The sequence below is a fragment of the Yimella sp. cx-51 genome (genome assembly GCF_017654605.1).
Lineage (GTDB): Bacteria > Actinomycetota > Actinomycetes > Actinomycetales > Dermatophilaceae > Yimella.
In genome coordinates, this window is sequence record NZ_CP072113.1 from 2,702,958 (window position 1) to 2,728,275 (window position 25,318).

Here is a 25,318-nt window from a genome sequence, read left to right on the forward strand (position 1 = left end):
TGAACCCCCGACGAGGAGACCCCGTTGAACGCTGTGAACCTGACCCGCGGCCAGAACGCGCCCTTGCCCACGCGGAAGTTGGTCGCCCAGGTGCAGGTGTCTGCTGCGGCCGACCTGTCCGCACTGCTGCTCACCGCCGACGGGAAGGTGCGCGGTGACCAGGACATCGTCTTCTTCAACCAACAGCAGGGTCCTGGTGTGCGCTGCGTGCCGCCGTCCGGCGGGTCGCCGTGGAAGCTGGAGCTCGACCTCGACCAGGTGCCCACCCAGATCGAGAAGGTGCGGGTGGTGACCTCGTTGGACGAGGCCGGTCGCACCTTCGGCTCACTCCCGGGTGCGCCGGTCGCGCAGGTGACCGATGCCGGCGGTGCGCCGGTTGCGACCGCTGAACTGTCAGGCCTGTCGACGGAGTCGATCGTCATCGCATTGGAGTTCTACCGCCGCGGCGGCGACTGGAAGATTCGTTCGGTCGGCCAGGGCTACAGCGGCGGCCTCGCCGACCTGCTGCGCGACCACGGTGTCGATGTCGCCGACGAACCTGCATCCGCTGCTCCCGCGCAGCCCGCGGCGCCTCCGGTTCAACCGCCCGCCCCTCCGGCAACGCCAGCACAGCAGCAGCGTCCGCCGCAGCATGATCCCTACTCGAACGCGCCTTATCCGGGTGCGCCCACCCAGCCGCCGGCGCAGCACAACGCACCGACGATGGCCACCCCGGTGCAGGATCCGTACGCGACAGCACCCCCGCCGCCCGCCCAACCCAGCGCTGCGGCAAGCGCCCCTCCGGCGCACGATCCCTACGCGGCAGCCGCCCCACAGCACACCCCTGCTCCGGCCGCACCGCAGTCCAACGAGCCGGCGCTGACCCGCGGACGTCCGGTGAATCTTTCCAAGGGCCAATCGGTCAACCTGCGCAAGGACGACGGCCAGTCGCTGACCGGAGTCCGTATGGGGCTGGGCTGGGACCCCGTCAGCCGGGGCGGACTGCTCTCACGTCGCACTGCCGAGATCGACCTGGACGCCTCCGCGATCATGCTCGCCGGATCCGACATCGTCGATGTCGTCTTCTACAACCGTCTGGCATCGGCCGACGGCTCCGTGCAACACAGCGGCGACAACCGCACCGGCGAAGGTGACGGCGATGACGAGTCGGTGCGCATCGACCTGTCACGGGTGCCGGTGCACGTCACCTCGATCGTGCTGGTGGTCACCTCGTACGAAGGGCACACCTTCCAGATGGTGCAGAACGCGTTCTGCCGGTTGATCGACGAGGCCGGCCGCGGTGGCGAACTGGTGCGCTATCAACTCGCCGGGGGCGCAGCCTCGACCGGCATGGCCATGGCCGCGTTGCGCCGCACTCCGGGTGGCTGGCGGATGCAGGCGATCGGGGAGCCGCTGCAGGCCAGGACGCCGCACGAGACCTTCGGCCAGATGCCCCGTTTCGCCCAATGACCGACCTGATCGCCGGTCAGAACGCCCCGTGGTCGGGCGCGACCGCACGCGTGCGCCTTCGCGGGGTGGCTGACCTGTCGGCGCTGCTGCTCGGCGCCGACGGCCGGGTGCGGGACGAGGGCGATCTGGTCTTCTACAACGCTCCGGGCGTTGGCTGCCTCACCTGGCAAGCAGTGGACGCACAAACCCAGGAACTGAATCTGGTTCTGCCACAGATAGATCCGCAGATCATGATCGTTCGCTGCATCGCCAGCGTCGACCCCGACCAGCCGGCTCTCACCGACGGTGCGATTTCGATCGAGATCGACGACGCGCACAGCTACCGCCCGGCCCGGCTCAACGGCGAACGTGCGCTGATCACGGTGGAGTTCTACCGCCGCGGCGACGCCTGGAAGGTCCGCGCCGTCGGCCAGGGCTGGGTGGAGGGCCTGGCCGCGGCGCTGGTCGCGCACGGCATCGAGGTGGAGCAGGAGTCCGCTCCCCCGCCCTCGCCGTTCCCGGTCACCACGGCACCTGCGCCTCAACAGTCGCCGTCGGGCGCGCCGGGGTGGCACGACAGCGCACCCACGATGCCCGGCCCCGACGACGACACCGTCGCCGGCGCACTGCGCGCGATGAACAGCATCCGATCAGATGTCAGCCAGGCCTGCCGGGCGTACACCGCGGCGCTCGACTACGCCGAGAGCAAGATGCTTGCTGCACAGGAGAACTCACGCACCCTCGGCGGTCAGGCCGAAGCTGCCCTCGCGCAGGTCGAGGCCGAGCACAACGACATCGTGATGCGAGCGAGCGACCGGTTCGATCAGGAGTGCGCCGGCCTGCGAGAAGAACTCGTGGCCGAGGAACTCTCCATGCCGCTGCCGCTGGCCCGCCTCGACTCCTTCGACTGGGAGTCGGTGCTCGCCGCACGAGTGGGCCACACCCCCGGCGCCCCGATCGACACCCACGACGAGCGCGCATCACTGTTCCGCCTCGGCGGGCTCTACCCGCCGGCCAACGACAGCCTCCGCGTGCCCATGCCGCACCGCTGGGCCGGACGTCCGTTGATGTGGGCCGACGGTGCCGACCGGCCACCCACTGCCATCGCCTGGACCCGCGGCATCCTGGCCCGATCGATGGCGCTCACCCGGCCGGGCGCGCTCGATGTGCAGGTGGTCGATCTGGACGGTTCGATCACGGCGCGATGGGGACGCCTCGCGCCCGCCGTCGACGCCGACATCACGATGATGCGCACTCCGGCAGAGCTGGCCGGTTTCATCGATGCCTTCGTGCACCAGTGCGAGCTGGCGAAGATGGCTTTCGAGTCACGCATCCCCGAAGCCCTGGACGACGTTCGCGACGGTGCGCGCCATCTGGTGGTGCTCGGTCACTTCCCACACGGCTACGACCAGCGGTCGATCCAGCGGCTGGCTGATGCCTTGCCGTGGGCCGTCCTGCTCGACGTCCAGGTCATCGTCGTGACCGACGAGCAGACGGTGCTGTCGACGCTCGACGGCGACGAGAACGACCCGCTGGTGCGGCTGGTGCGGCAGTCGCTGTGGCTGCAGGACGGCACCGAGCCCCAGTTGGTCGACGGCGCCGGCGTGCCGTGGTGCTTCGACTCCGAGCTGACCACCAGCGCGATGCGCACCATCGACCGCATCCTCAGCGAGGGCCATCGAGCGCGCTGAGTCGCCCCGAGTTGGCCGGGTGGTCACCTGGGCGATGCCACGACGTCGCTCCTGCCACCTACCCTCACGCCGATGAGACGGCGATTCGTGGCGATCGGGGATTCCTTCACCGAATGCGTGGGCGACCCGAACCTGTTGTACCCCAATGGAGTACGCGGCTGGGCCGACCGGATGGCGCGCCAGCTGGGACGAGACGACGAACGCTGGGAATACGCCAACCTCGCGATCCGGAGCAAGTATCTCGGCGAAGTGATCGAGGAGCAGTTGTCAGACGCTCTCGCCCTGCGTCCGACGCTTGCGTCCTTCTACGCCGGAGGCAACGACATCCTGTCGATCCGTGTCGACATGGATTCGGTGATGAGACGTTACGAAGGCGCTCTGGCCCAATTGACGAGCGCCGTGCCGGACGTGGTCGTCTTCACCACCTTCGACTCCACGACAACTCCAGTGCTCGAACCCGTCCGCCGACGGATCACGTTCTACAACAATGCCGTTCGTGAGCTGGCTCGTTCGTACAACGCGATTCTTGTCGACCACACCTTGCTCAACCAGTTCCGTGACCGGCGCATGTGGGCACCCGATCGCATCCACATGGCGCGGCCAGGGCACAAGGTGCTCGCCGCCGAGGTACTGAAGACCCTCGGCATCCCCCACACCCTCAAACTTCCCGAGCTGCCGCCGTTCGAGCACCGTCCCTGGCGCGACGTCCTCAAGACCGAGGGCGCGTGGGTGCGGCACGAGGTCATCCCACTCTTCCGGCGCCGCATGAACGGTGTGCGGGAAGGTGATTCGCTCACCCCCAAGTGGCCTGACCCGGTACATCCGTCCTACGGCATGAAGCGACTGGCCCGCGCTCGCTCCGGTGATGCGATCTGGGCACGCGAGCACCACGACCGCGCCACCGGTTGAGCAGGAGTCCCTGGGTGGAGGGTGGCGAAGCAGACAGCCCCGAAAACCCCATCGACCGCGTCGACAGGCGTTGACTGTTCACCATGACCACAGTTGCAGACCAACTCGTTGCCCAGTTGCAAGAAGCAGGCGTCCGACGCATCTACGGCATCGTCGGAGACAGCCTCAACCCCGTCGTCGACGCAGTGCGCCGCACCGGCGGTTCAGCCAAGGGCGGGATCGACTGGATCCACGTGCGCCATGAAGAGGCTGCAGCCTTCGCCGCGGGTGCCGATGCACAGATCACGGGCGAACTCGTGGCGTGTGCTGGGTCGTGTGGACCGGGCAACCTCCACCTGATCAACGGCCTGTACGACGCGAACCGCTCAGGTGCTCCCGTCATTGCGATCGCCAGCCATATCCCGAGCGCCCAGATCGGACAGTCCTACTTCCAGGAGACGCATCCCGACCGGCTGTTCACCGAGTGCTCGGTCTACTCCGAGCTGATCTCCACCCCGACCCAGTCACCGCGCGTGGTGAATGCCGCGATCCGGCACGCCGTGAGTGCTCCCGGCGTTGCTGTCATCACGCTGCCCGGCGATATCGCTGATGAGGACGCAGCGGGTGAGGCGCCCAAGTACGTACCGGTCGTCCGAGGAAGCCTCGTGCCCCAGGAGCAGGACGTGCGGCGGCTCGCCGATGCGATCAACTCCGTCGAGCGGGTCGCGCTCTTCGTCGGCGCTGGAATCGCCGGTGAACACGACGCGGTCGTCGAACTCGCCGAACTCATCGGCGCGCCGATCGGCCACTCGCTGCGCGGCAAGGAGCACATCCAGTTCGACAATCCCTTCGACGTCGGCATGACCGGACTGCTCGGCTACGGGGCCGCGGCCGAAGGCATGGACGATGCACAGCTGTTGATCATGCTGGGCACCGATTTCCCCTACGACCAGTTCTTGCCTGATGTCACCACGGCACAGGTCGACCGCAATGCCGAGGTGATCGGTCGGCGTACCTCCGTCGACCTTCCGATCCACGGCGATGTCGGCGCCACGGTGCGCGCACTGCTGCCGCTGGTGGAGCGCAAGAAGAGCCGCAAGTTCCTCGACAAGACCCTCAAGCGCCACGACAACCTGATGAACAAGGCGGTCGGTGCGTACACGCGCAAGGTCGAGAAGATCAAGCCGATCCACCCCGAGTACGCCGCATCCGTGCTCGACCAAGTGGCCGCGTCGGATGCGATCTTCACTGCCGACACCGGCATGTGCAACGTGTGGAGTGCGCGCTACATCAACCCGCTCGGCACCCGACGACTGATCGGATCATTCCTGCACGGCTCGATGGCCAATGCGCTCCCGCAGGCCATCGGTGCGCAGCTGGCGGCCCGCAACCGTCAGGTGATCTCGATGTCCGGTGACGGCGGGCTCGGCATGCTGCTGGGCGAGATGCTCACCGCAGCGGCGTGCGACCTACCCATCAACGTCGTGGTGTTCAACAACTCCACGCTCGGCATGGTGAAGCTGGAAATGCTGGTCGACAAGCTGCCCGACTTCGGCGTCGACGTGACCGAGGTCAACTACGCAGCGATCGCAGCAGCCATGGGCTGGAAGGCGATTCGGGTCGAAGACCCCAAGGACCTCGAGAAGGCCTACCGCGAAGCGCTGGCCCATGACGGTCCCGCCCTGGTCGACGTCGTCACTGACCCCAATGCCTTGTCGATCCCGCCGAAGATCACCACCGGACAGGTCTTCGGCTTCGCCACCGCGATGAGCAAGATCGTGTTCAACGGGGGCGCGGGTGAAGCGGTGTCGATGGCTCGCTCGAACCTGCGCAATCTGCCCCGCTGAGCTCCCATAGCCAAAGCACCCTGAGGAACCAACCGGCTGCTCGACCACCTCGAGCAGCCGCCGAAGAGAGGACGGATCCATGAACCACCACAAGTCCGACGACCAGAAGATCGTCGTGCACCGCACCATCGAGGCGTCCGCGGACGCCATCTTCGACGTCGTCACCAACCCGCGTCGTCACAAGGAACTCGACGGCTCTGGCTTCATCCGCAGCGAGGAGCACGGCGACCGGATCACCGCCACCGGCCAGGTGTTCACCATGAACATGGAAGGCGATCACATGGGTGGTGAGTACAAGACCGACAATCACGTCACCGGTTACGCGCATGACCGCTTGGTCGCCTGGCAGACGGCACCGGCGGGCACCGAGCCGAAAGGCTGGGAGTGGGTCTGGGAGCTTGAGCCGCAGGGTCAGCACCAGACCGAGGTGACGCTCACTTACGACTGGAGCAAGGTGACCGACAAGGAGTTGCTGCGCAAGGTGACCTTCCCGCTCATCAAGAAGGAAGAGCTGGAGCACAGTCTGCAGCGGTTGGCCGAGACGGTCTGATCGGCCGACCGGCTCAACCAAAGCAACGGGGCTCCCTCCTGCCGGGCAGGAGGGAGCCTCGTCGTTTCACTGCTGCTGCGCGATCTCCTCGACCAACTGGACGTAGTCGGCGCGGGCGTCCTGCGCCGACACGCCTTCCAGGGATGCCCAGGCCTCCCACTTGGCGCGATCGGCCACCTTCAGCACACCGGGCTTCTTACCGGTGACATCACCGACAGTTGCCTGCTTGTAGAGGCCGTAGAGCGCCAACTTCTTCACATTGCCCGGGTCTTTGGTGAAGGTCTTGACCTTGGCCACGGCGGCTTCGAATTCTTCGGTGGTTGCCATGCCGTCACCCTATTTCGTTCCGGTTGTGGCCCACCCGGAATCACTGCTCACGGCCGAAGTGGACCTCAACTGCTGCGGGACTGCCGCGGCGGACGCCAGACCACCAACGACCTGCCCGGTGCCTGCCGTCGGGCTCGCTCCCCCGGGCGGAGCGCGACGATCTGACCGTCCGGCCCGGCGGCGAAAACCCTTGGCTGGTGGGGTGATTGCTGCACCTGATGCTGCAGATCGGCGACCCGACTGCGCAAGCGATCGACCTGGTTCTGCAACTCGATGATGCGGCTGATGCCCGCGAGGCTCACGCCCTCTTCCTGAGAGAGTCGTTGCACCTCGCGCAGGCGCTGGATGTCGCGGTAGCTGTAACGACGGCCACCTCCACGCGTTCGCGAGGGCGTGACGATGCCCAGCCGGTCGTACTGACGCAAGGTCTGCGCGTGCATGCCGGCCAGTTCGGCCGCCACCGAGATGACGTAGACCGGGGAGTCCGGATCGGGCATCACGGCATCCATCCGAGCGTCCATCACTGCCGCGCCTTGGCCATCAGGTCGGCGCGGGGGTCACCGCCCCGCGCGCTCGCGATCTTCGCCAACGTCTCCTTGTCCTCTTCGGACAGGTCGGTCGGCACGACGACGTGCACCTTGGCGAGCAGATTGCCGGTGCCCGTCTTCGCCTTGATGCCGCGGCCCTTGACCCGCAACACCTGACCCGACTGGGTGCCGGGGGCGATCTTCACCTTGACGGTCGATCCGTCGAGGGTCGGCACCGCCACCGTTGCGCCGAGCACTGCTTCGGCGAAGGTCACCGGCAGGTCGACCGTGAGGTCATTGCCGTCGCGTCCGAAGACTGGGTGCTTGGCCACACTCACCTGGAGCATGAGGTCGCCGTTGCCGCCCGGGCCCGGCTCGCCCTTGCCGGAGAGCCGGATCGTCTGACCGTCCTTGACCCCCGCCGGGATGCGAGTCTTGACTGTGCTGCCGTCACCGGAGGTGAGGCTGAGCGTGTCGCCCTCCGCGGCCTGCCGGAAGGTGATCGAGGTGCGGGCCTGGATGTCGCGGCCCTTGGGAGCAGCACCGCCGAACCCTCCGCCACCGAAGCCGCCTCCGCCGTAACCGGCCTGACCGAACTGACCGAGGATGTCGTCCAGGTTGAAGGTCTGGCCGCCCCCGGTGGAGTAACCGCCGCGCGGCTGACCGGCGCCTTGACCGAACATCGAGCCGAAGAGATCTTCGAACCCGCCGTTGCCGCCCGTGCCCCCACCGAAGCGGGGACCGCCGCCGACCATCGCGCGGATCTGGTCGTACTCCTGGCGCGACTCGGGGTTCGAGAGCACCTGGTTGGCCTCGCCGACGTCCTTGAACTTCTGTTCAGCGGTGGCGTCGCCGGGGTTCTTGTCGGGGTGATACTGACGAGCCAGCTTGCGGTAGGCCTTCTTGATGTCGGCCTCGCTCGCGTCGGCCGGTACGCCGAGAATCGCGTAGAAGTCCTTCTCGAGCCAGTCCTGACTCGCCATGTTGTCTCCTTGCTTCCATCAAACGGGCCACGTCGTACTTGATCGGTTCATCCGCACGACGTGGCCTCGTTCGAATGATGGAACTACTGCGGATCTGCGACTGCGACGCGGGCGGCGCGCACCACGCGATCGCCGACCTTGTAACCCGGCTGCATCACCTGCACGACCGTGGTGCCTTCGCTGCCCTCGGGCAGTTCGGCCTGGATGTGCATGAGCGCTTCGTGGTGCATCGGGTCGAAGGCGTCGCCGACCTCGCCGAAGCTGGCCAGTCCGTACTTGCCCAAGATGCCGTCGAGCTTGGCGGCGATCTTGGCGAACGGCGTGCCCTCCTCGAGGTCACCGTGCTGACGGGCGAGCTGGATCTCGTCCAGCACCGGCAGCAACGACTCCACGAAGCCGAACAATGCCGCGCCGTGAGCCAGCTCGCGATCGCGATCGACCCGGCGCTTGTAGTTGACGTACTCCGCCTGCAGTCGCTGCAGATCTGCCAACCGTTCCTGTGCCAGGGCGGTGTCGGGGTGCACCGGCGCTTGCGCGCCTTCGCCACCTTCACCGCTGGCGCTGTCTGCCGGCTGCTGTGCGTCGTCGTTCACGGCCTCGGTGGTGGGCAGGTCATCGCCGACCTCTCCACCGAACGCGGCGTCACCGCCCTCAGCCTCCACGATCTTGTCGAACGCCTCGTTTCTGGCTGAATCGTCGTTGCTCACGAGGTCCTCCTTCTGCTTCGTCGGCTCCGCGCCGCGCAACTCCCCTGTCTGCGGGTCGATGCGGCGCTTGTCACGGATGACCGGCCCGGTGGGCTCCTCCTGCGAGGAGCCCACCTGGTCGTCGGTCACTTCTGGTCCGACTCGTCGTCGTCCACGACCTCGGCGTCGACGACATCGTCGTCAGCCTTGGCGTCACCCGTTGCCCCACCCTCGGCAGCGCCCTCGGCGCCCGCAGCGTTCTCGGACGCGTACATCGCGGCGCCCATCTTCTGCGAGACGTCGGACAACGTCTTGGTCTTGGCCGAGATGTCCTCCGGAGAGGTGCTCTCGTCCTTGAGCGCGTCCTTAAGGTCGTTGGTCGCGTTCTCCACCTCGGTCTTGGTGTCGGCCGGGATCTTCTCGCCGTTGTCGGCGAGGAACTTCTCGGTCGAGTAGACGAGGTTCTCGGCGGTGTTACGCGCCTCGGTGGCCTCGCGACGCTTGGCGTCCTCGGCGGCGTGCTCCTCGGCCTCCTTGATCATGCGGTCGATGTCCTCCTTGGGGAGGGCAGAGCCACCGGTGATCTGGATCGAGGCTTCCTTGCCGGTGCCGCGGTCCTTGGCGGAGACGTGCACGATGCCGTTGGCGTCGATGTCGAAGGTGACCTCGATCTGCGGCACGCCACGCGGCGCGGGAGCGATGCCGGAGAGTTCGAAGTTGCCCAGCGGCTTGTTCATCTTGGCCACCTCGCGCTCACCCTGGAAGACCTGGATGTCGACGGACGGCTGGTTGTCCTCCGCGGTGGAGAACACCTCGGTGCGCTTGGTCGGGATCGCGGAGTTGCGCTCGATGAGCTTGGTGAACAGACCACCCTTGGTCTCGATGCCCAGGCTCAGCGGCGTGACGTCGATGAGCAGGACGTCCTTGCGCTCACCCTTGAGCACACCGGCCTGCAGAGCGGCGCCGACGGCGACGACCTCGTCGGGGTTGACACCCTTGTTGGGCTCCTTGCCGGTGAGTTCCTTGACGACCTCGGCAACGGCGGGCATGCGGGTGGAACCACCCACGAGCACGACGTGGTCGATGTCACCGACGGAGATGCCGGCGTCCCTGATGACGTTCTGGAACGGCGTCTTGGTGCGCTCCAGGAGGTCCTTGGTCATCTGCTCGAACTGCGCACGGGTGAGGCTCTCGTCCAGGTGGACGGGGCCGTTCTCGCCCATGCTGAGGTACTGCAGCGAGATGTTGGTCGAGGTGGAGCTGGACAGCTCCTTCTTGGCCTGCTCAGCGGCGTCGCGCAGACGCTGCATCGCGATCTTGTCCTTGGCGAGGTCAACACCGGTGGTGTTCTTGACCGTGGTGAGCAGGTGCTCGACGATGCGCTCGTCCCAGTCGTCACCACCGAGCTTGTTGTCACCACTGGTAGCACGCACCTGGATGGTCGAGAAGCCGTCCTCGGGGTCCTTGCCGACTTCGAGCAGCGAGACGTCGAAGGTGCCGCCACCGAGGTCGAAGACCAGGATGAGCTCGTCTTCCTTGCCCTTGTCGAGGCCGTAGGCCAGCGCCGCAGCGGTGGGCTCGTTGACGATACGCAGCACGTTGAGGCCCGCGATCTCACCGGCCTCCTTGGTGGCCTGACGCTCGGCGTCGTCGAAATACGCCGGCACGGTGATCACTGCGTCGGTGACCTGCTCGCCGAGGTAGGACTCCGCGTCGCGCTTGAGCTTCATCAGGATGCGAGCCGAGATCTCCTGCGGCGTGTACTTCTTGCCGTCGATCTCGTCGGTGGTCCAGTCGGTGCCCATGTGGCGCTTGACCGAGCGGATGGTGCGGTCGACGTTCGTCACTGCCTGACGCTTGGCGATCTCGCCGACGAGCACGTCGTTGTTCTTGGCGAACGCAACGACGGACGGCGTGGTGCGGCCGCCTTCAGCGTTCGCGATGATCTCCGGGTCGGCGCCCTCGAGGACGGCGACAGCGGAGTTGGTGGTGCCGAGGTCGATACCTACCGCACGAGCCATGGTGGGGTTCTCCTTCGTTGAGGACTATGTGATGTCTGTTGCTCGTTGCGCCTGTGGCACATCGAGCACGCCCTGACTGCGTCCGACTCAACTCCTCCGGGTCGCAACCCGTCAAACCGAGGCTCAGCAATCTTGCGTCTATCTCACTCAACTTTGGTCATCGTGGAATCATTCCCGCCGTCGCAAGAATTTTTTCGGACGTTTTCTTGCCCCCAGTTGGGGGCTGGACATCGCTAACGTCGATGACCGTTCTGATCGCGGGTTCGCACGACCACACGACCCGAGAAGCCTCCGGCCCGGGGGCGCTCCCGCGTCAAGCGTTCGACCACAGGAGAGATTTCCATGCCCAAGCACGCCCACGCGCTGACCATGTCCGCCGCCGTCGTGATGGCGCTGACCGCCTGCGGCTCCTCCGGCGGAGCCACGGTGAACGAGCAGAGCCCGACGACTTCGACCTCTACTTCGTCACCGGCCGCGACGAGCTCGACCACATCGCCGACCAGTTCGTCCAGCACCACCGAGTCGACCTCGACCGCAGCGAAGGCTCCCGACAACGCCAAGTTGGTGCTGGCGCTGAAGAAGGCCGGCTGCAAGCAGGTGCCGCTGCGCCAGGCGAATGCAGAACTCGCTGCCAAGGGCATCGGCTCCCTCGGGGAGTGCAAGGGCGACGGCACCATCCAGCTGCGTGGTTTCAGCGTCGGCTCCAACGACCTCATCGAGCCCACGTTCAAGGACATGACCAAGAACCAGACGGGCGAGACGATCTACTACATCGAGGGCGACGGCTGGGGCATCGCCGCCTCGCCCGACGGCTCCTCCAACCCCACCAAGGTGGGCACCGAAGCCATCAGGGCCAAGATCGGTGAGGGCACGGTCAAGTCGTACGAAACCGACTGACCACGGGTGACTGCTGGTCCTTCTGATAGCCCGCATGTCATCAGTAGGCTCGGCGGATGGCGATCGATGACACGGACCGGCGCTACCTCGCCCGCACGGTTGATCTTGCGGAAGCAGCGGTGGAGGCAGGCGACGAACCCTTCGGCTCGGTGCTTGTGTCGGCCGAGGGCGAGGTGCTCTTCGAGGACCACAACCACGTCTCGGGTGGCGACCGCCGCCAGCACCCGGAATTCGCGATCACCGCGTGGGCGGTGCAGCACCTCTCCCCCGAGCAGCGTTCCGCCGCAACGGTTTACACCTCGGGAGAGCACTGCGCGATGTGTGCTGCGGCGCACGGCTGGGTGGGGCTCGGACGCATCGTTTACGCCACCTCGACGCAGCAGCTGATCGGCTGGCTCGGCGAACTCGATGCGCCGGAGTCGCCGCTCGCGCCCTTGCCGATCCAAGCCGTCGTTCCGTCCGCGATCGTCGACGGGCCGGAGCCGTCGCTGGCCGAGCGCGTCCGACAACTGCACGCGCGCAGTCTCGGCAAGGCCTGAGAGAAGCTCACAGAATTCGCACAGCTCACGCTGGGCGGTTGCTTGGGGCGCAGCGGTCAACTGGATGGCATGAACCGCCTCCTCGCCTCAGTCGCCGCCGTCACTGCTCTTGCCGTTACCCCGGCAGCCGTCGCGCTCGATCGCGTGACGCCGAACTACAGCGTGAGCGTGTCGGCCGCACCCTCGGCCAGCACCACGCAGCCCGAGTCGTCCGCACCTGACAACTCCTCCGGTGGTTCGACGCCGACACCGGGCATGTGGGGCGGCTCGGGCCAGAGCCAGGCCTCGGACGGTGGTACCTCAGGGACGCAGGTCGCCTCGGCACCCGGAGTAGTCATGATCGACACCGTGGTCTCCGGTGGTGAAGGCGCAGGTACGGGAATCGTGTTGCGCTCCAACGGGATCATCCTCACCAACTACCACGTCGTCGAAGGCTCGACCCAGATCCGTGTGGTCGACAGCAACAATGAGAGCCACACCGCGACCGTCATCGGTTACGACTCCGAGCACGACATCGCCGTCCTGAAACTCACTGACGGGGCGAATCTCACCACCGCCAAGCTCGACACTGCTCAAGCGATCGTCGGCGACAAGGTGACGGCGATCGGCCAGGGTGGCGGCAAGGGCGTGCTCTACACGACCTCCGGCACCATCACCGCCGTCGATCAGCAGATCACCGCCGGCGCGAGCGGCACAGCGTCCACCGACACCGAGACGCTCGAAGGACTGGTCGAAACCGACGCGCAGATCATCTCCGGCTACTCCGGCGGGCCGCTCTTCGACTCCGACGGAGAGGTGATCGGGGTCAATACCGCCGCTTCGAGCCGGGCACCGATCACCGGCTATGCGATCCCGATCGCGGACGCCGCCTCCATCGCCGACCAGATCCAGAGCGGCAAGGAGTCGGGCACCGTCCGGGTCGGCCCGCGGGCTGCCATCGGCGTCCAGATCTCCTCCGGCACAGTGCAGTACGGCTCCGGCACCAGTGGTGCCACGATCATGGATGTGGTCGAAGGTGGCGCTGCGGAGAGGGCCGGCATCACGGCTGGCTCGACGATCACGTCGATCGCCGGCAACAGCATCAGTTCGGTGACCGACCTGACCGACACTCTTGAACGTCACAACCCCGGCGATGCGGTGAGCATCTCGTGGACGGACGCCTCCGGGGAGGCGCACACCGCCACCATCACGCTCGGCACCGCGACGACCAACTGAGCAGACGCAAACGCGGCCCTTCCAGCGACAAACGCGGCGGTTCTTCGCAGACGCGCTAGCTGCAACTGCCGCGGCTGTGAACAACCGCCGCGTTTGGGCTGTCCGGTTGGGCGCCTGAGCCGAACGGTCCGAGGCTCAGCGGGTCACCCGGTAGCGGATAAAGACCGGCGCCATGAGCGCCGCCACCATCACCAGGACGACGACGAGCAGCCCACCACCGGCAGCGGTCCAAGCGGTGCCCAGCGTGACCGCCACCCCGCCATGCGCGACATCGGCGACTCGAGGACCACCCGCCACAACGACGGTGAAGACACCTTGCAGGCGTCCGCGGACGTCGTCGGTCGCCACTTCCTGCAGCATCGTGGTGCGGAATGCCGCCGAGGCCATGTCGGCAGCGCCGCCGATCATGAGTGCGATCACGGCGAGCGCCAACGGCCATCCGGCGGCACCGCGGCCGAACGCGACGCTGATACCGAAGGCGATCATCGCCACACCCCACACGATGATCGAGACCACGACGGCCAAGCCCTGCCGCTCGACGCGGGAGACCCATCCGGAGAGCACACCGCCGAGCACTGCACCGGCCGGGATGGCTGCGAAGAGCAGCGCGAACGCCAGGCCGCCCTCGCTCGGGCCACCGAAGTCGAGATGCGCGATCTGCGGGAACAACGCCCGCGGCATGCCGAAGACCATCGCGATGATGTCGACGACGAACGACATCAGCAGCACGTGATGCGATCGCAGGTAGGCGAATCCCTCGATCACCGAACGGAATCCGGCCTTCGTCACCTCGCCGATCGGCGGCATGGCGGGCAGCCCGACCACGGCCCAGAGGGTGGCAAAGAGGGTGAGGGCGTCGGCGAAGTAGAGCCAGGAGAAGCCGAGCACCGGAATCAGCAGGCCACCGACGAGGGGCCCGGCGATCGCGCCGAACTGCATCACCGTCATGTTGAGGGAGTTCGCGGCCGGCAATTGCGACAGGGGCACGAGCCGTGGGTAGATGGCCGATCTGGTGGGTTGGTTGACCGCGAAGAAGGCCTGCTGCACGGCGAAGAGCACCAACAGCAACCACACATTTCGCATCCCGAGCGCGGCTTGCACGAAGAACAGCGCACTGGTGACGATCAACCCACCGGTGGTGATCGTCAGGAGTCGACGCCGGTCCATGGCGTCGGCGAGCGCGCCGCCGTACAGGCCGAAGACCACGAGCGGAACGAGCCCGAACAGACCGGTCAGACCGACATATGCCGAGCTGCCCGTCATCTGGTAGATCTGCGCCGGCACCGCCACCACCGTCAGCTGCGCACCGATCACCGTGACGATGTTCGTCCACCACAGCCTGCGGAACGTTGGCACTTGCAGCGGACGAGTATCGGCCAGCAGACCTCGCATGCGGGACAGGACTACCTCCGTGGAGACTCGCGGCTGAACCGGCACATCGTCGCATCCGTGTCCGGCAAGCTTGGACACCCATTGGACGAAACTTCGTCGACATGAATTACTGACCCGACGGGGTGTGGACGCGGGTGTCCAGCGCCCATGACGGGGAGCTCAGTCTTGGCACAACGCATCACCTCTTTTCTGACCGGGGCCCGCACGGCCTGGCTGGCCATCGTGGCGGCGCTGCTGCTCTCCGGCGCAGCCTTCTCCCTCGGAGCCGCCGAACGCGTTGCCGGTCCGACCGACTCGTTGCCAGTGGGTGCCGACAGCACGATCGCCACTGAGTGGGCCGAGCAGTTGCCGCAGAACGACGACTCGACGGCCGTGGTGCTCTTCCAGGCGAAGACCGGCACGCTCGACCAGGCCAAGCTGGGTCAGCTGCGGACGCTCGCCGCCCAGTTGCCGGGGTCGTCGGCCAAGGTGCCGCTGGTGCCAAGCGAGGACAAGCGCGCCGCGGTCGCGATCATCCCGGTGCAGGGTTCTGACGCCACGGCCGCGAGCAACGCGGTCAAGGCCATCCGCGATCGCCTGGCCTCCTCCACACCCGACGGCGTCCAGTCCGGCGTCACAGGGCCGGCCGCGATCAAAGCCGACCTGGCTGCTGTTTTCGAGGGCGCCGACTTCCGCCTGCTGGCCGCGACGGCGGCGATCGTCGCCCTCCTGCTCGTGCTCACCTACCGTTCGCCGATCCTGTGGATCTTCCCTCTCGTGGTCATCGGCATCGGTGACCGACTGGCCACCGTGGTGGCCACGCACGTTCTCGATGTCACCGGCACCTCCTGGGACGAGTCGACCACCGGCATCCTGTCGGTGCTGGTCTTCGGAGCCGGCACCAACTACGCCCTGCTGCTCATCTCCCGCTACCGCGACGAGCTACGCCATCACGACGACCGCCGCGAAGCGCTCGGCCTGGCGTTGCGCCGCACTTCCCACGCCGTGCTCGCCAGCGCCACGACCGTCGTCTTCGGCGTGCTGACGCTGCTGTTGTCGGCCTTCCCGACCACGCGGGGCCTCGGCCTGGCGTGTGCGGTTGGCATCGTGATCGCCGTCATCTTCGCCCTCGTCGTCCTGCCCGCAGTGCTGTCCTCCCTGGGCCGATGGGTGTTCTGGCCGCGCGTGCCGCAGGTCGGTGAGACGACTCTCGATGAGGGCCACAGCCTCTGGCGCCGGGTGGGCGATTCTGTTGCCAAGCGTCCGATGGCCTACGTGGCCGGCACGCTGGTGGCGCTGGCACTGGCTGCGGGCGGACTGTCGCAGGTGAAGCTCGGCCTTCCCGATGCCGAGCAGTTCCTGGAGACCCCCGATTCCATCAGCACCGCCCAGCGCCTCGGCGAAAGCTTCCCGGCCGGTTCGGCCGACCCGGCCACGGTGCTCACCCGGGCCGACGCGTCCGCGGTGCAGAAGGCAGTCGAGCAGGTCGAGGGAGTGGCCTCGGTGCGTCCGGGCGGACGATCCACCGACGGCAAGCTGACCTCGCTGCAGGTGGTGCTGGCCAATGCACCCGACAGCGACGCCGCCGAGCAGACCGTCCGCGACATCCGTGCCGCCGTCAAACCGCTGGGTCAGACCCACGTGGGCGGCAGCACCGCCAAGGCGCTGGACGAGGGCACCGGCCACGCGGACGACCGGATGAAGATCATGCCGTTGGCGCTCGTGCTGGTGCTCGGCGCATTGATGCTCCTGCTGCGCTCTCTGTTGGCCCCGGCGATCCTGGTGGCCACCGTGATCGCGACCTTCCTGGCCAGCTTGGGCGTCTCGTGGTGGATCTTCACCGGCCTGCTCGACTTCACCGCCGTCGGGTCGAACGTCCCGTTGCTGGCCTTCCTTTTCCTGGTGGCGCTCGGCGTCGACTACAACATCTTCCTGGTCACCCGGGCCCGCGAGGAAAGTGCGGCGCACGGATCGCGCGAGGGCATGTTGCGTGCCTTGGCCGCGACCGGTGGCGTGATCACCAGCGCGGGCATCCTGCTCGCAGCGGTCTTCGCGGTGCTGGGCGTCCTGCCGTTGGTGGTGCTGGCTCAGCTGGGCACGATCATCTGCGTCGGCGTGCTGCTCGACACCCTCGTGGTGCGCACCGTGCTGGTGCCGGCGATCGCGCTGACGCTCGGCGACCGATTCTGGTGGCCGCGTAAGGCTGCGTGATCAGCACAGCCGCTGCTCAGCGACGACGTGGAAGATCGACCCCGCTCTGGCAGGGTCGATCTTCCACTTTGTTTTGTTTGTTGTAGGCGTTGAGCCCTCAGAGCGGCTGCACGGTCACCGGGTCGTCGTCCCGTGCCTCCAGCGAGCCATCGCGGGCGAAATCGCCGATGACAGTGCGCAATTGGCGGCCCTGCTCTTCGGTCACCGACCACGCCACACCCGAGACGCCGGCGATGGCGTCCCACGCCGGGCCCGGGAAGAGCAGCGGCAGATCGGTGGTGTGCGAGCCGACGAGTGGGTGGTCGAGTCCGCGCCCGGACGTGACGACGTACGTGCCGCCTCGCCCTCCCGCTTCGGCGTGGCGCTGGGCGAATCGCGCGGCCGGATCGGAGTAGATGCGCCGGGTCAGTCGGCCCACGAGAGCCTCACGAACTCGTGGACGCAGATCGACCCGGCCGAGGGGTCCGGGCACGAAGAGTGCTGCTTCGCGGTGGGTCCAGCCGATGAGCAGGTCGATGTTCGGAGCGACGGCACTCCAGGCGTCGTCCAGGCTGTCTTCCGGCGGCAGTGGGTCGAGTCCGAACTGTGGGCCGAAGGGCATCCCGGCGCGCAATCCGTAGCGAATCGACATGCGTTCCAGGGCTTTTGTGCGCTCCAAGATCTCGTCGACGGCGGCATCGGAATCGAGGTCGGTGAGTTGCTGTGCCATCGCCGAATACATCCGGTCACGGCCGGGCATGAGGCCCAGCGGCGCACTCATGACGATCGCCCGACGCATCAGACCGTGCGCGCCTTCGGCAATCATCAGGTTGGCCACGGAGTCGCCACCGGCTGACTCGCCGAAGGCTGTGACATTGGCGGGGTCGCCACCGAAGGCTGGGATGTGGCGCTGCACCCAGCGCAATGCTTCGCGCTGGTCCAGCAGACCCAGATTGCCCGGGACGCCGGGACGCGAGAGATAACCGAAGAGCCCGAGCCGGTAGGTGACGGTGACCACCACCACCTGCTGTTCGGTGACCAACGCGGACGGGTCGTAGACCGGCAGATCGCCGCCTCCGGTGAGGTACGACCCACCGTGGATCCAGACCAGCACCGGCAGCTTCGCATCGGGGGCGGTGCCCTCCGGCACGGTGATCGACAGGCGCAGGCAGTCCTCGTCGTAGCCGGCCTCAGAGCCGATGGCGTCCAGCACCTCGTCGAACAGAGCGAAACGCACCTGTGGGCACGCCGGGCCGGCCTGGCGGGCGTCGATCTTGTTGTCGGGCAACGGAACCGGGCGAGGTGTTTCGTACCGACCAGCGTCGGCATAACGGATGCCGCGAGCCCGCCAGACGTGCCCGTCCGCGCTTCCGATGACAGTGGTCTCCCCCAGGTGCCAGCGTGGCTGCGTCGAAGTCGTCACGCTCGCCATGTTTGCACGCGCGTGGTGCTCATCGTGCGGCGAGCGCCTCCGCGATCGGCACCTCGCCGTCGGTGAACGGGAGGTCTCGATCTGCCACGAGCGCCGGGTCTGCGTCGACGACGGCGCAGATCACGTCGGCCACCAGTTCGCGGGAGGTCTTGGTGTTCCTGTCGCCGGACGGATCGAGCGTGCCGCGGGATGGGTCGAGGGTGAGCGAACTCGGCATGAGGATCGTCCACTCCAAGCCGGACGCGCGTAGGTGTTCGTCGGCAGCCGCCTTCGCTTCGGCATAGGCGAAGAACGAATTGTCCTGCGGCACACCATGATCACGGGATGCGCCCAGGTAGGAGACCATCACGTACCGCGGGACGCCTGCCTGCCGGGCAGCGTCCATCGACCTGGTCGCGGCGTCCCGGTCGACGGCGTAGGTGCGGTCGGGGTTGCCTCCGCCGGCGCCGGCCGACCAGATGATCACCTGGTGGCCGGTGAGCAGGTTGGCCAGCGCGTCGGTGTCGAGGGTTTCGACATCGGCGACCACTGGTTGCACACCGGTTTCGGCGACATCACCCGCGTGGTCGGGGTTGCGGATGACCGACGTCACCTCGTGCCCGGCGACCACCATTTTGTGGGCGGCCATGAGCGCGATCTTGCCGTGTCCCCCGATGAGTGCGATGCGGGTCATGTCGTTCTCCTGCCGTTGATCGAAGACGTCGTTCTCCACGGTACGCAGCGCGTCTCCGGGACCGGGCTCTGGCCTGCCGTCGCATCCACTTCGGACAAAGCAAACAAAAACAAATGTTGCTTTCTGTTGACCTACTTGCGAGTGTGTGGTTCTCTGGTGTGACACCGCCCACGTGGGCCAGCTCACATCCGAAGGAGGCACGCCCGTGTACGCAGCCGAACGGCACCAGAAGATCGTCGCCGAAGCGCGCCGCAACGGTCGCGTCGTGGTGGCGGAGCTGGCTGACGACCTGGGCGTCACCACCGAGACCGTCCGCCGCGACCTGACGGTGCTGGAGGAGCGCGGCGCGTTGCAGCGCGTGCACGGCGGAGCCATCCCCGCCGAGCGCCTCGAGCCGACCCTGGCCGCCCGCAACACTCGCTCCACCTCACAGAAGCGACGCATCGCCGCACGCGCGCTGGACGAACTGCGCGCCGACTCCGCGATCCTGCTCGATGCCGGCTCCACGACGCTCGCGATCGCCGAGTCGATCCCGGCCGAGATGCCGCTGACCGTCATCACCAACTCGGTGCAGGCCGCGGCGCTGCTTGCCGAGCACAGCAACGTGACGCTGCTCGTGCTGGGCGGTCGAGTGCGCGGAGTCACCGGGGCGGCGGTCGGCTCGTGGGCCACCGATCAACTGGCCACCCTCAGCGTCGACATCGCCTTCGTCGGCACCAACGGGCTCACCACCCGCCGCGGGCTTTCGACGCCGGACGAGGCCGAAGCCGCCGTGAAGCGAGCGCTCATCGAAGCAGCGGCACGCACCGTGGTGGTGACCGACTCCAGCAAGGTCGGCGAAGACCATCTGCACAGTTTCGCCAGGCTCGACCAGATCGACCTGGTGATCACCGACGACTCTCTCGACGACGAATCCGTCGCCGCTCTCGAAGCGGCCGGCCCGAAGGTGGCACGCGCATGATCATCACGCTCACTCCCAACCCCAGCATCGACCGCACGATCGCCTTCGACACCTTGCGCCTCGGCGAGGTGCAGCGTGCGACGTCCAGTCGGATCGACCCGGGGGGCAAGGGAATCAACGTCTCTCGCGCCCTTGCGGCCAACGACACCGACACCCTCGCGGTGCTCCCCGCGGGCGGCCCGGAAGGACACCTGCTCACCGAACTCCTCACTGCCGCACACGTGCCGTATCGCGCGGTCGAGATCGCCGGCGCTGCCCGCATGAACATCGCGGCCGTGGAGCCGGACGGCACCACCACCAAGCTCAACGAGGCCGGCCCGCGGCTGAGCGATGGTGAGGTGAGCGCGCTCTTCGGTGCCGCCGCCGAGGCAGCGGGCGGTGCGCAGTGGGTCGTCGGCTGCGGCTCCCTCCCGCCCGGCGCACCGATCGACCTCTACGCCGAACTCATCCGCCGGGTCGGCCCGCAGGGTGCCCGCGTGGCGATCGACTCCTCCGGTGAGCCCTTCACCCGCGCGGTCGCGGCCCACCCCCACCTCATCAAGCCCAACCACGAAGAGCTCGCCGAACTCGTCGGACGCGAGCTGGTCACGCTCGGCGATGTGGTCGACGCAGCGCGCTCCCTCGTCGCAGAAGGCATCGAGACCGTCGTAGTCAGCCTTGGCGCCGACGGTGCCATCGCGGTGACGGCGGACGACCTGGTCTGGGCCGGTGCGAAGGTCACCGACCCGCTCTCCACTGTCGGCGCGGGTGACTGCCTGCTCGCCGGATTCCTGCACGGACTCGTTCGCGGCGGTGACCTCGAGGCCGCGCTCATCAGTGGAGTCCGCTGGGGTGCTGCCGCCGTCCGCCTTCCCGGAAGTCAGGTGCCTGGCCCCGCCGACCTCGAAGGCATCGACGTCCGATCACACCGTTCGCCCGACCTCCAACTCGTCATTTCCTGACGCTTCACCCCCTCCCGAAAGGACACGCCGTGTCTCTCATCAACAACGAACAGGTCATCCTCGACCTGCGCGGCGAGGACCGTCACGAGGCCACCCGCCTCCTGGCTGAGCGCCTCGTGGCCAGCGGTCGCTGCACCGACCTCGACGGCTTCCTGGCCGACGTCCGCGCCCGTGAGGAGAAGATGGCCACCGGCCTGCCCGGCGGCATCGGCATCCCGCACGCCCGAAGCGCCGCCATCACCGAGCCTTCGCTGGTCTTCGGCCGCACCACCGATGGCATCGACTGGGGCGCCAAGGACGGCCCAGCGAAGCTGATCTTCCTGATCGCCGCCCCGGAATCCGGCGGGGATGCCCACATGCAGATGCTGCCCAAGCTCGCGAAGGCCTTGATGGACAAGGGTTTCCGCGCTCAGCTCGCAGCCGCGACGACCGAGGACGAGGTCACCGACCTGGTGAACTCCCGCGTCTCGCTCGACCCGGCTCCCGCTGCCCCGGCCAAGGAGGCCCCAGCACCGGCAGCTGCCCCCGCGGCCACTGCTGATGCGGGAGCTACCGCTGCTACTGCGCCTGCTGAAACCCCCGCCGTTGCATCACCCGCGGCTGCGGCTGAGCCGGCCGCGACCGGCCGTCGCTTCGTTGCGGTGACCTCCTGCCCCACCGGGATCGCACACACCTACATGGCAGCCGAGGCTCTGCAGAATGCAGCCGCCGAGGCCGGCCACACGATCGTGGTCGAGACCCAGGGTTCGGCCGGTTCGACCCCGCTGACCGCCCGGCAGATCGCCGAGGCCGACGCGGTGATCTTCGCCCACGACGTGGAGGTGCGCGACAAGCAGCGCTTCGCTGGTAAGCCCACGGTGGACGTCGGCGTGAAGAAGGCGATCAGCGATGGCCCGGCGCTCCTTGAGCGCGCTGGTCGTCTCGCCGACGAGTGGAAGAACGACCCGTCGCGCGCCCAGCAGACAGCAACCGTCGCCGACGAGGAGCCGCAGAGCGAGGGAGTCGGCACCCGGCTGCGTAAGTGGCTGATGACCGGTGTGTCGTACATGATCCCGTTCGTCGCAGCGGGCGGAATTCTCATCGCGCTCGGCTTCATGCTCGCGCAGATCTTCGGCGGCGAGAACGGCGCGATCGACGTCACCAAGCAGTTCACGCTCAACCCCGCCGGCGGCGAGGGCCTCACGGTGTTGCAGAACGACTTCAACCCGCTGGACGGTATGCACTGGGCCGCGCTGCTCTTCCTCATCGGTGGCGCTGCGTTCGGCTTCCTGGTGCCGATCCTCTCCGGCTACATCGCCTACGCGATCGCCGACCGGCCCGGCCTCGTGCCCGGCATCGTCGGTGGCGCCGTTGCGGTCACCATGCAGGCCGGCTTCCTCGGCGGGATTGCCACCGGTCTGATCGGCGGTCTCATCGCCAAGTGGATCTCCGGCTGGAACGTGCACAAGAACGTCCGCGGCGTGATGCCCGTCGTCGTCATCCCGCTGCTGTCGACCTTGCTCACCGTCGGTCTGCTCATCACCGTCGTCGGCCGCCCCATCAAGTGGCTGTCCGACCAGCTCGCTGAAGGCCTGAACAGCATGTCGGGCACCAGCGCGATCCTGCTCGGCCTCGTGCTCGGCGCGATGATGGGCTTCGACCTCGGCGGCCCGGTCAACAAGGTCGCTTATGCCTTCGCGACCACGGGCCTGGCCACCGCTGGCACCGCCACCGATGCCCCGCAGCTGAAGATCATGGCCGCTGTCATGGCAGCCGGCATGGTCGCGCCGCTCGGACTGGCCCTGGCCACTACCGTGCGCCCCAAGCTCTTCACCGAGCCGGAGCGCGAGAACGGCAAGGCTGCCTGGCTGCTCGGAGCCTCGTTCATCTCCGAAGGCGCCATCCCCTTCGCCGCCGCCGACCCGTGGCGCGTGATGCTCTCCTCGCTCGTGGGCTCCGGTGTCACCGGTGCACTGACGATGGCCTTCGGCGCCACCCTGCGCGCCCCGCACGGCGGAATCTGGGTGCTGCCCCTCATCGGCAACTTTCTGCTCTTCCTCGTCGCACTGGTCGCCGGTGTGCTCGTGATGGCCGCCATGGTGGTCGTCCTGAAGCAGTCCGCTGCGAACCGCACACAGGCAACCGTCCCCGCAGTCTGATCCTGCGGCAAACTCAAACCGAAACAACCTGACAAAGGAGTCATTCAATGGCACAGCGCACCGCAACCATCGCCTCGTCCGTGGGCTTGCACGCCCGCCCGGCCTCGATGTTCGTCCAGGCAGCGGCCGAGACCGGCCTCGACATCGAGATCGCCCGCCCCGGCGAAGACCCGGTGGACGCCACGAGCATCCTCGGTGTGATGGCACTCGGCGCCAAGCACGGCGAAGAGGTCGTGCTCACCGCTGAAGGCGAAGGCGCCGACGAAGCTCTCGACTCGCTGGTCGAGCTGCTCTCCCGCGACCTCGACGCAGAGTGATGGGGAGCGCGGTGGACCAGCAGAATCTGCACGGCATCGGCGTCAGCGCCGGCGCGGCATACGGCCCGGCCGTCATCGTCGCACCGGCGGTGCGCGCACCGGCTGACGAACAGCCGGCAGCCGACCCCGACGTTGCACTCGTGGAGGTGAAGGCTGCCTTCGAGAAGGTGGCCGTCGACCTCGAACAGCGGGCGGCGCGCGCGGACGACACGGCCCAACAGATTCTGAAGGCCACCGCGCTCATCGCTCGGGACAAGGGTCTGCACAAGGCGACGGGCAAGCAGCTCGCCTCAGGTAAGGGCCCGGCCACCTCAGTGCACCTCGCAGTCGAGGAGTACGCCGCCCAGTTCGAGGCACTCGGCGGCTACTTCGCCGAGCGGGTCACCGACCTGCGCGATGTCGGATCACGCACGATCGCAGCGGTGCTCGGCGTCCCTGCGCCCGGAGTGCCCAACCTCGCCGAGCCCAGCATCATCGTCGCCGATGACCTGGCACCAGCCGAGACCGCGACGCTCGACAAGGCGCTGGTCGCCGGCATCGTCACCCAGGAGGGCGGACGCACCAGCCACACCGCGATCCTCGCCGCGCAGATGGGCATTCCGGCCGTCGTGCACTGCGAAGGCGCTCTCGACATCGCGGCCGGCACGCCGGTTGCGATCGACGGAGGCACCGGCGAAGTACTGGTGTCTCCGTCACCGGAAAACGTTGCGACACTTCGCGATCGAGGTGCCAGACGGGAGGCTGCCCTGGCCGGAAGCGCAGGCCCGGGCGTCACCTCCGACGGTCACCCCGTCTCGTTGCTGGCCAACATCGGCGGCGTCGAGGACGCCGTCGAGGCGGGAGCCGCCGACTGCGAAGGCGTGGGTCTGTTCCGCACCGAGTTCGTCTTCCTCTCCTCTTCCACGGCGCCGACGTTGGAGGAGCAGACGCAGATCTACACCAAGGTCTTCGAGCCCTTCGGCAGCGACCGTCGTGTGATCGTGCGGACGCTCGACGCGGGAGCCGACAAGCCGCTGGCTTTCGCCGATCTCGGCCCGGAGGAAAACCCCGCCCTCGGACGACGCGGACTGCGTCTCTCGCAAGCACGCGAAGACCTGCTCGACACCCAGCTGGAGGCGCTCGCTGCCGCGGCGTCGGCCACGGGCGCGGATGTCCGGGTCATGGCCCCGATGGTCGCCACCGCTGACGAAGCCGACTGGTTCGCGCAGCGCGTTTCAGCCGCTGGACTGGCGAAGTCGGGAGTCATGATCGAGGTGCCGGCCGCGGCGCTGCGCGCCCGCGACGTCCTGGCGAACGTCGACTTCGGCAGCCTCGGCACCAATGACCTCGCGCAGTACACGATGGCCGCCGACCGTATGGCCGGTGCGCTCTCCGCGCTGCTCGACCCGTGGCAGCCCGCAGTGCTCGCCGTGATCGACGCCGCCTGCAAGGGTGCCGCCGAACTCGGCAAACCGATGGGCGTCTGCGGCGAGTCCGGCGGCGACGCGCTGCTGGCGCTCGTGCTCACCGGTCTGGGCGTGCACTCCCTGTCGATGGCGCCCTCGAAGGTGCCGATGGTGCGCTACGCCTTGTCACTGCACTCCCTGGACGACTGCCGCCGCCTGGCTCAGCTCGCCCTGGGAGCGCGGACCGCAGCCGATGCTCTGGCGGCCGTCCGCGAGGCGTGCAACCCCGACCTGGCTGCGCTGGTCTGATT

The 25,318-nt window shown here is 67.5% G+C and carries 22 protein-coding genes; 14 read left to right on the top strand and 8 right to left on the bottom strand.

Annotated features, from left to right (window positions below; all coding sequences use genetic code 11):
- The first annotated feature begins 33 nt into the window (after positions 1-33).
- The 5 genes from J5M86_RS12920 (at position 34) to J5M86_RS12940 (ending at position 6,404) form a co-directional block, all read left to right on the top strand.
- Entirely contained in the window at positions 34-1,449 is a 1,416-nt protein-coding gene (locus J5M86_RS12920) for a TerD family protein (protein WP_244328577.1), read from the top strand.
- On the top strand, positions 1,446-3,119 hold the full coding sequence (locus tag J5M86_RS12925; RefSeq protein ID WP_188059058.1) for a TerD family protein: 1,674 nt from the start codon (positions 1,446-1,448) through the stop codon (positions 3,117-3,119). Before J5M86_RS12920 ends, J5M86_RS12925 begins: the two co-directional genes overlap by 4 nt.
- Before the next feature lie 72 nt (positions 3,120-3,191).
- Complete coding sequence (locus J5M86_RS12930; RefSeq protein WP_188059057.1) at positions 3,192-4,028, top strand: SGNH/GDSL hydrolase family protein; 837 nt, start codon at positions 3,192-3,194, stop codon at positions 4,026-4,028.
- A gap of 83 nt (positions 4,029-4,111) precedes the next feature.
- The gene (locus J5M86_RS12935; protein ID WP_188059056.1) at positions 4,112-5,854 is read left to right on the top strand and encodes a pyruvate dehydrogenase; all 1,743 of its coding nucleotides are present in this window, start codon (positions 4,112-4,114) and stop codon (positions 5,852-5,854) included.
- Positions 5,855-5,933: 79 nt separating this feature from the next.
- Positions 5,934-6,404 carry an SRPBCC family protein gene (locus tag J5M86_RS12940; protein ID WP_188059055.1) on the top strand — a complete coding sequence of 157 codons (471 nt, stop codon included), beginning with the start codon at positions 5,934-5,936 and terminating at the stop codon, positions 6,402-6,404.
- A 66-nt stretch (positions 6,405-6,470) separates the two neighbouring features.
- Here J5M86_RS12940 and J5M86_RS12945 read toward each other — a convergent pair whose 3' ends face one another.
- The 5 genes from J5M86_RS12945 to dnaK all read right to left on the bottom strand — a co-directional run bounded on the left by J5M86_RS12945 (position 6,471) and on the right by dnaK (position 10,948).
- Positions 6,471-6,731 (bottom strand): acyl-CoA-binding protein, encoded by a 261-nt coding sequence (locus tag J5M86_RS12945; RefSeq protein WP_188059054.1) that lies wholly within the window; start codon positions 6,729-6,731, stop codon positions 6,471-6,473.
- 65 nt (positions 6,732-6,796) lie between these two features.
- Positions 6,797-7,228: a heat shock protein transcriptional repressor HspR gene (locus J5M86_RS12950; protein WP_188059053.1), complete on the bottom strand. Its 432-nt coding sequence runs from the start codon at positions 7,226-7,228 to the stop codon at positions 6,797-6,799.
- 23 nt (positions 7,229-7,251) lie between these two features.
- On the bottom strand, positions 7,252-8,241 hold the full coding sequence (locus tag J5M86_RS12955; RefSeq protein WP_188059052.1) for a DnaJ C-terminal domain-containing protein: 990 nt from the start codon (positions 8,239-8,241) through the stop codon (positions 7,252-7,254).
- Between the two features lie 83 nt (positions 8,242-8,324).
- On the bottom strand, positions 8,325-9,077 hold the full coding sequence (locus J5M86_RS12960) for a nucleotide exchange factor GrpE (RefSeq protein WP_244328363.1): 753 nt from the start codon (positions 9,075-9,077) through the stop codon (positions 8,325-8,327).
- Positions 9,074-10,948, bottom strand: a complete 1,875-nt coding sequence (gene dnaK / locus J5M86_RS12965; RefSeq protein WP_188059051.1) for a molecular chaperone DnaK — start codon at positions 10,946-10,948, stop codon at positions 9,074-9,076. The genes J5M86_RS12960 and dnaK overlap by 4 nt, the downstream gene beginning before the upstream one ends.
- A 342-nt stretch (positions 10,949-11,290) precedes the next feature.
- Here dnaK and J5M86_RS12970 point away from each other — a divergent pair, with 342 nt between their 5' ends.
- From J5M86_RS12970 to J5M86_RS12980, 3 genes are all read left to right on the top strand, one after another.
- Positions 11,291-11,845, top strand: a complete 555-nt coding sequence (locus J5M86_RS12970; RefSeq protein WP_188059050.1) for a hypothetical protein — start codon at positions 11,291-11,293, stop codon at positions 11,843-11,845.
- 56 nt (positions 11,846-11,901) lie between these two features.
- Positions 11,902-12,384 carry a nucleoside deaminase gene (locus J5M86_RS12975; RefSeq protein WP_188059049.1) on the top strand — a complete coding sequence of 161 codons (483 nt, stop codon included), beginning with the start codon at positions 11,902-11,904 and terminating at the stop codon, positions 12,382-12,384.
- Between the two features lie 69 nt (positions 12,385-12,453).
- Positions 12,454-13,599, top strand: coding sequence for a S1C family serine protease (locus J5M86_RS12980; protein WP_188059048.1), 1,146 nt, complete (start codon positions 12,454-12,456; stop codon positions 13,597-13,599).
- Positions 13,600-13,734: 135 nt separating this feature from the next.
- On the opposite strand, the gene J5M86_RS12985 is transcribed toward J5M86_RS12980, so the two are convergent.
- Positions 13,735-14,991, bottom strand: a complete 1,257-nt coding sequence (locus tag J5M86_RS12985; protein WP_188059047.1) for an MFS transporter — start codon at positions 14,989-14,991, stop codon at positions 13,735-13,737.
- 165 nt (positions 14,992-15,156) lie between these two features.
- Between J5M86_RS12985 and J5M86_RS12990 the strand changes: the two genes are divergently transcribed.
- On the top strand, positions 15,157-17,181 hold the full coding sequence (locus J5M86_RS12990; protein ID WP_244328364.1) for an MMPL family transporter: 2,025 nt from the start codon (positions 15,157-15,159) through the stop codon (positions 17,179-17,181).
- 97 nt (positions 17,182-17,278) lie between these two features.
- Here J5M86_RS12990 and J5M86_RS12995 read toward each other — a convergent pair whose 3' ends face one another.
- Both J5M86_RS12995 and J5M86_RS13000 read right to left on the bottom strand, forming a co-directional pair.
- Positions 17,279-18,592, bottom strand: coding sequence for a carboxylesterase family protein (locus tag J5M86_RS12995; protein WP_188059045.1), 1,314 nt, complete (start codon positions 18,590-18,592; stop codon positions 17,279-17,281).
- Between the two features lie 19 nt (positions 18,593-18,611).
- Positions 18,612-19,265 carry an NAD(P)H-binding protein gene (locus tag J5M86_RS13000; protein ID WP_188059488.1) on the bottom strand — a complete coding sequence of 218 codons (654 nt, stop codon included), beginning with the start codon at positions 19,263-19,265 and terminating at the stop codon, positions 18,612-18,614.
- Positions 19,266-19,470: 205 nt separating this feature from the next.
- Here J5M86_RS13000 and J5M86_RS13005 point away from each other — a divergent pair, with 205 nt between their 5' ends.
- From J5M86_RS13005 to ptsP, 5 genes are read left to right on the top strand one after another with little or no spacing between them, the layout of a single operon-like run.
- Positions 19,471-20,226: a DeoR/GlpR family DNA-binding transcription regulator gene (locus J5M86_RS13005; RefSeq protein WP_188059044.1), complete on the top strand. Its 756-nt coding sequence runs from the start codon at positions 19,471-19,473 to the stop codon at positions 20,224-20,226.
- The gene (pfkB, locus tag J5M86_RS13010) at positions 20,223-21,167 is read left to right on the top strand and encodes a 1-phosphofructokinase (protein ID WP_188059043.1); all 945 of its coding nucleotides are present in this window, start codon (positions 20,223-20,225) and stop codon (positions 21,165-21,167) included. Before J5M86_RS13005 ends, pfkB begins: the two co-directional genes overlap by 4 nt.
- Positions 21,168-21,196: 29 nt before the next feature.
- Positions 21,197-23,305: a fructose-specific PTS transporter subunit EIIC gene (locus J5M86_RS13015; RefSeq protein WP_188059042.1), complete on the top strand. Its 2,109-nt coding sequence runs from the start codon at positions 21,197-21,199 to the stop codon at positions 23,303-23,305.
- Positions 23,306-23,352: 47 nt separating this feature from the next.
- Positions 23,353-23,622: an HPr family phosphocarrier protein gene (locus J5M86_RS13020; protein ID WP_188059041.1), complete on the top strand. Its 270-nt coding sequence runs from the start codon at positions 23,353-23,355 to the stop codon at positions 23,620-23,622.
- On the top strand, positions 23,622-25,316 hold the full coding sequence (ptsP, locus tag J5M86_RS13025; RefSeq protein WP_188059040.1) for a phosphoenolpyruvate--protein phosphotransferase: 1,695 nt from the start codon (positions 23,622-23,624) through the stop codon (positions 25,314-25,316). Before J5M86_RS13020 ends, ptsP begins: the two co-directional genes overlap by 1 nt.
- Positions 25,317-25,318 lie beyond the last annotated feature (2 nt).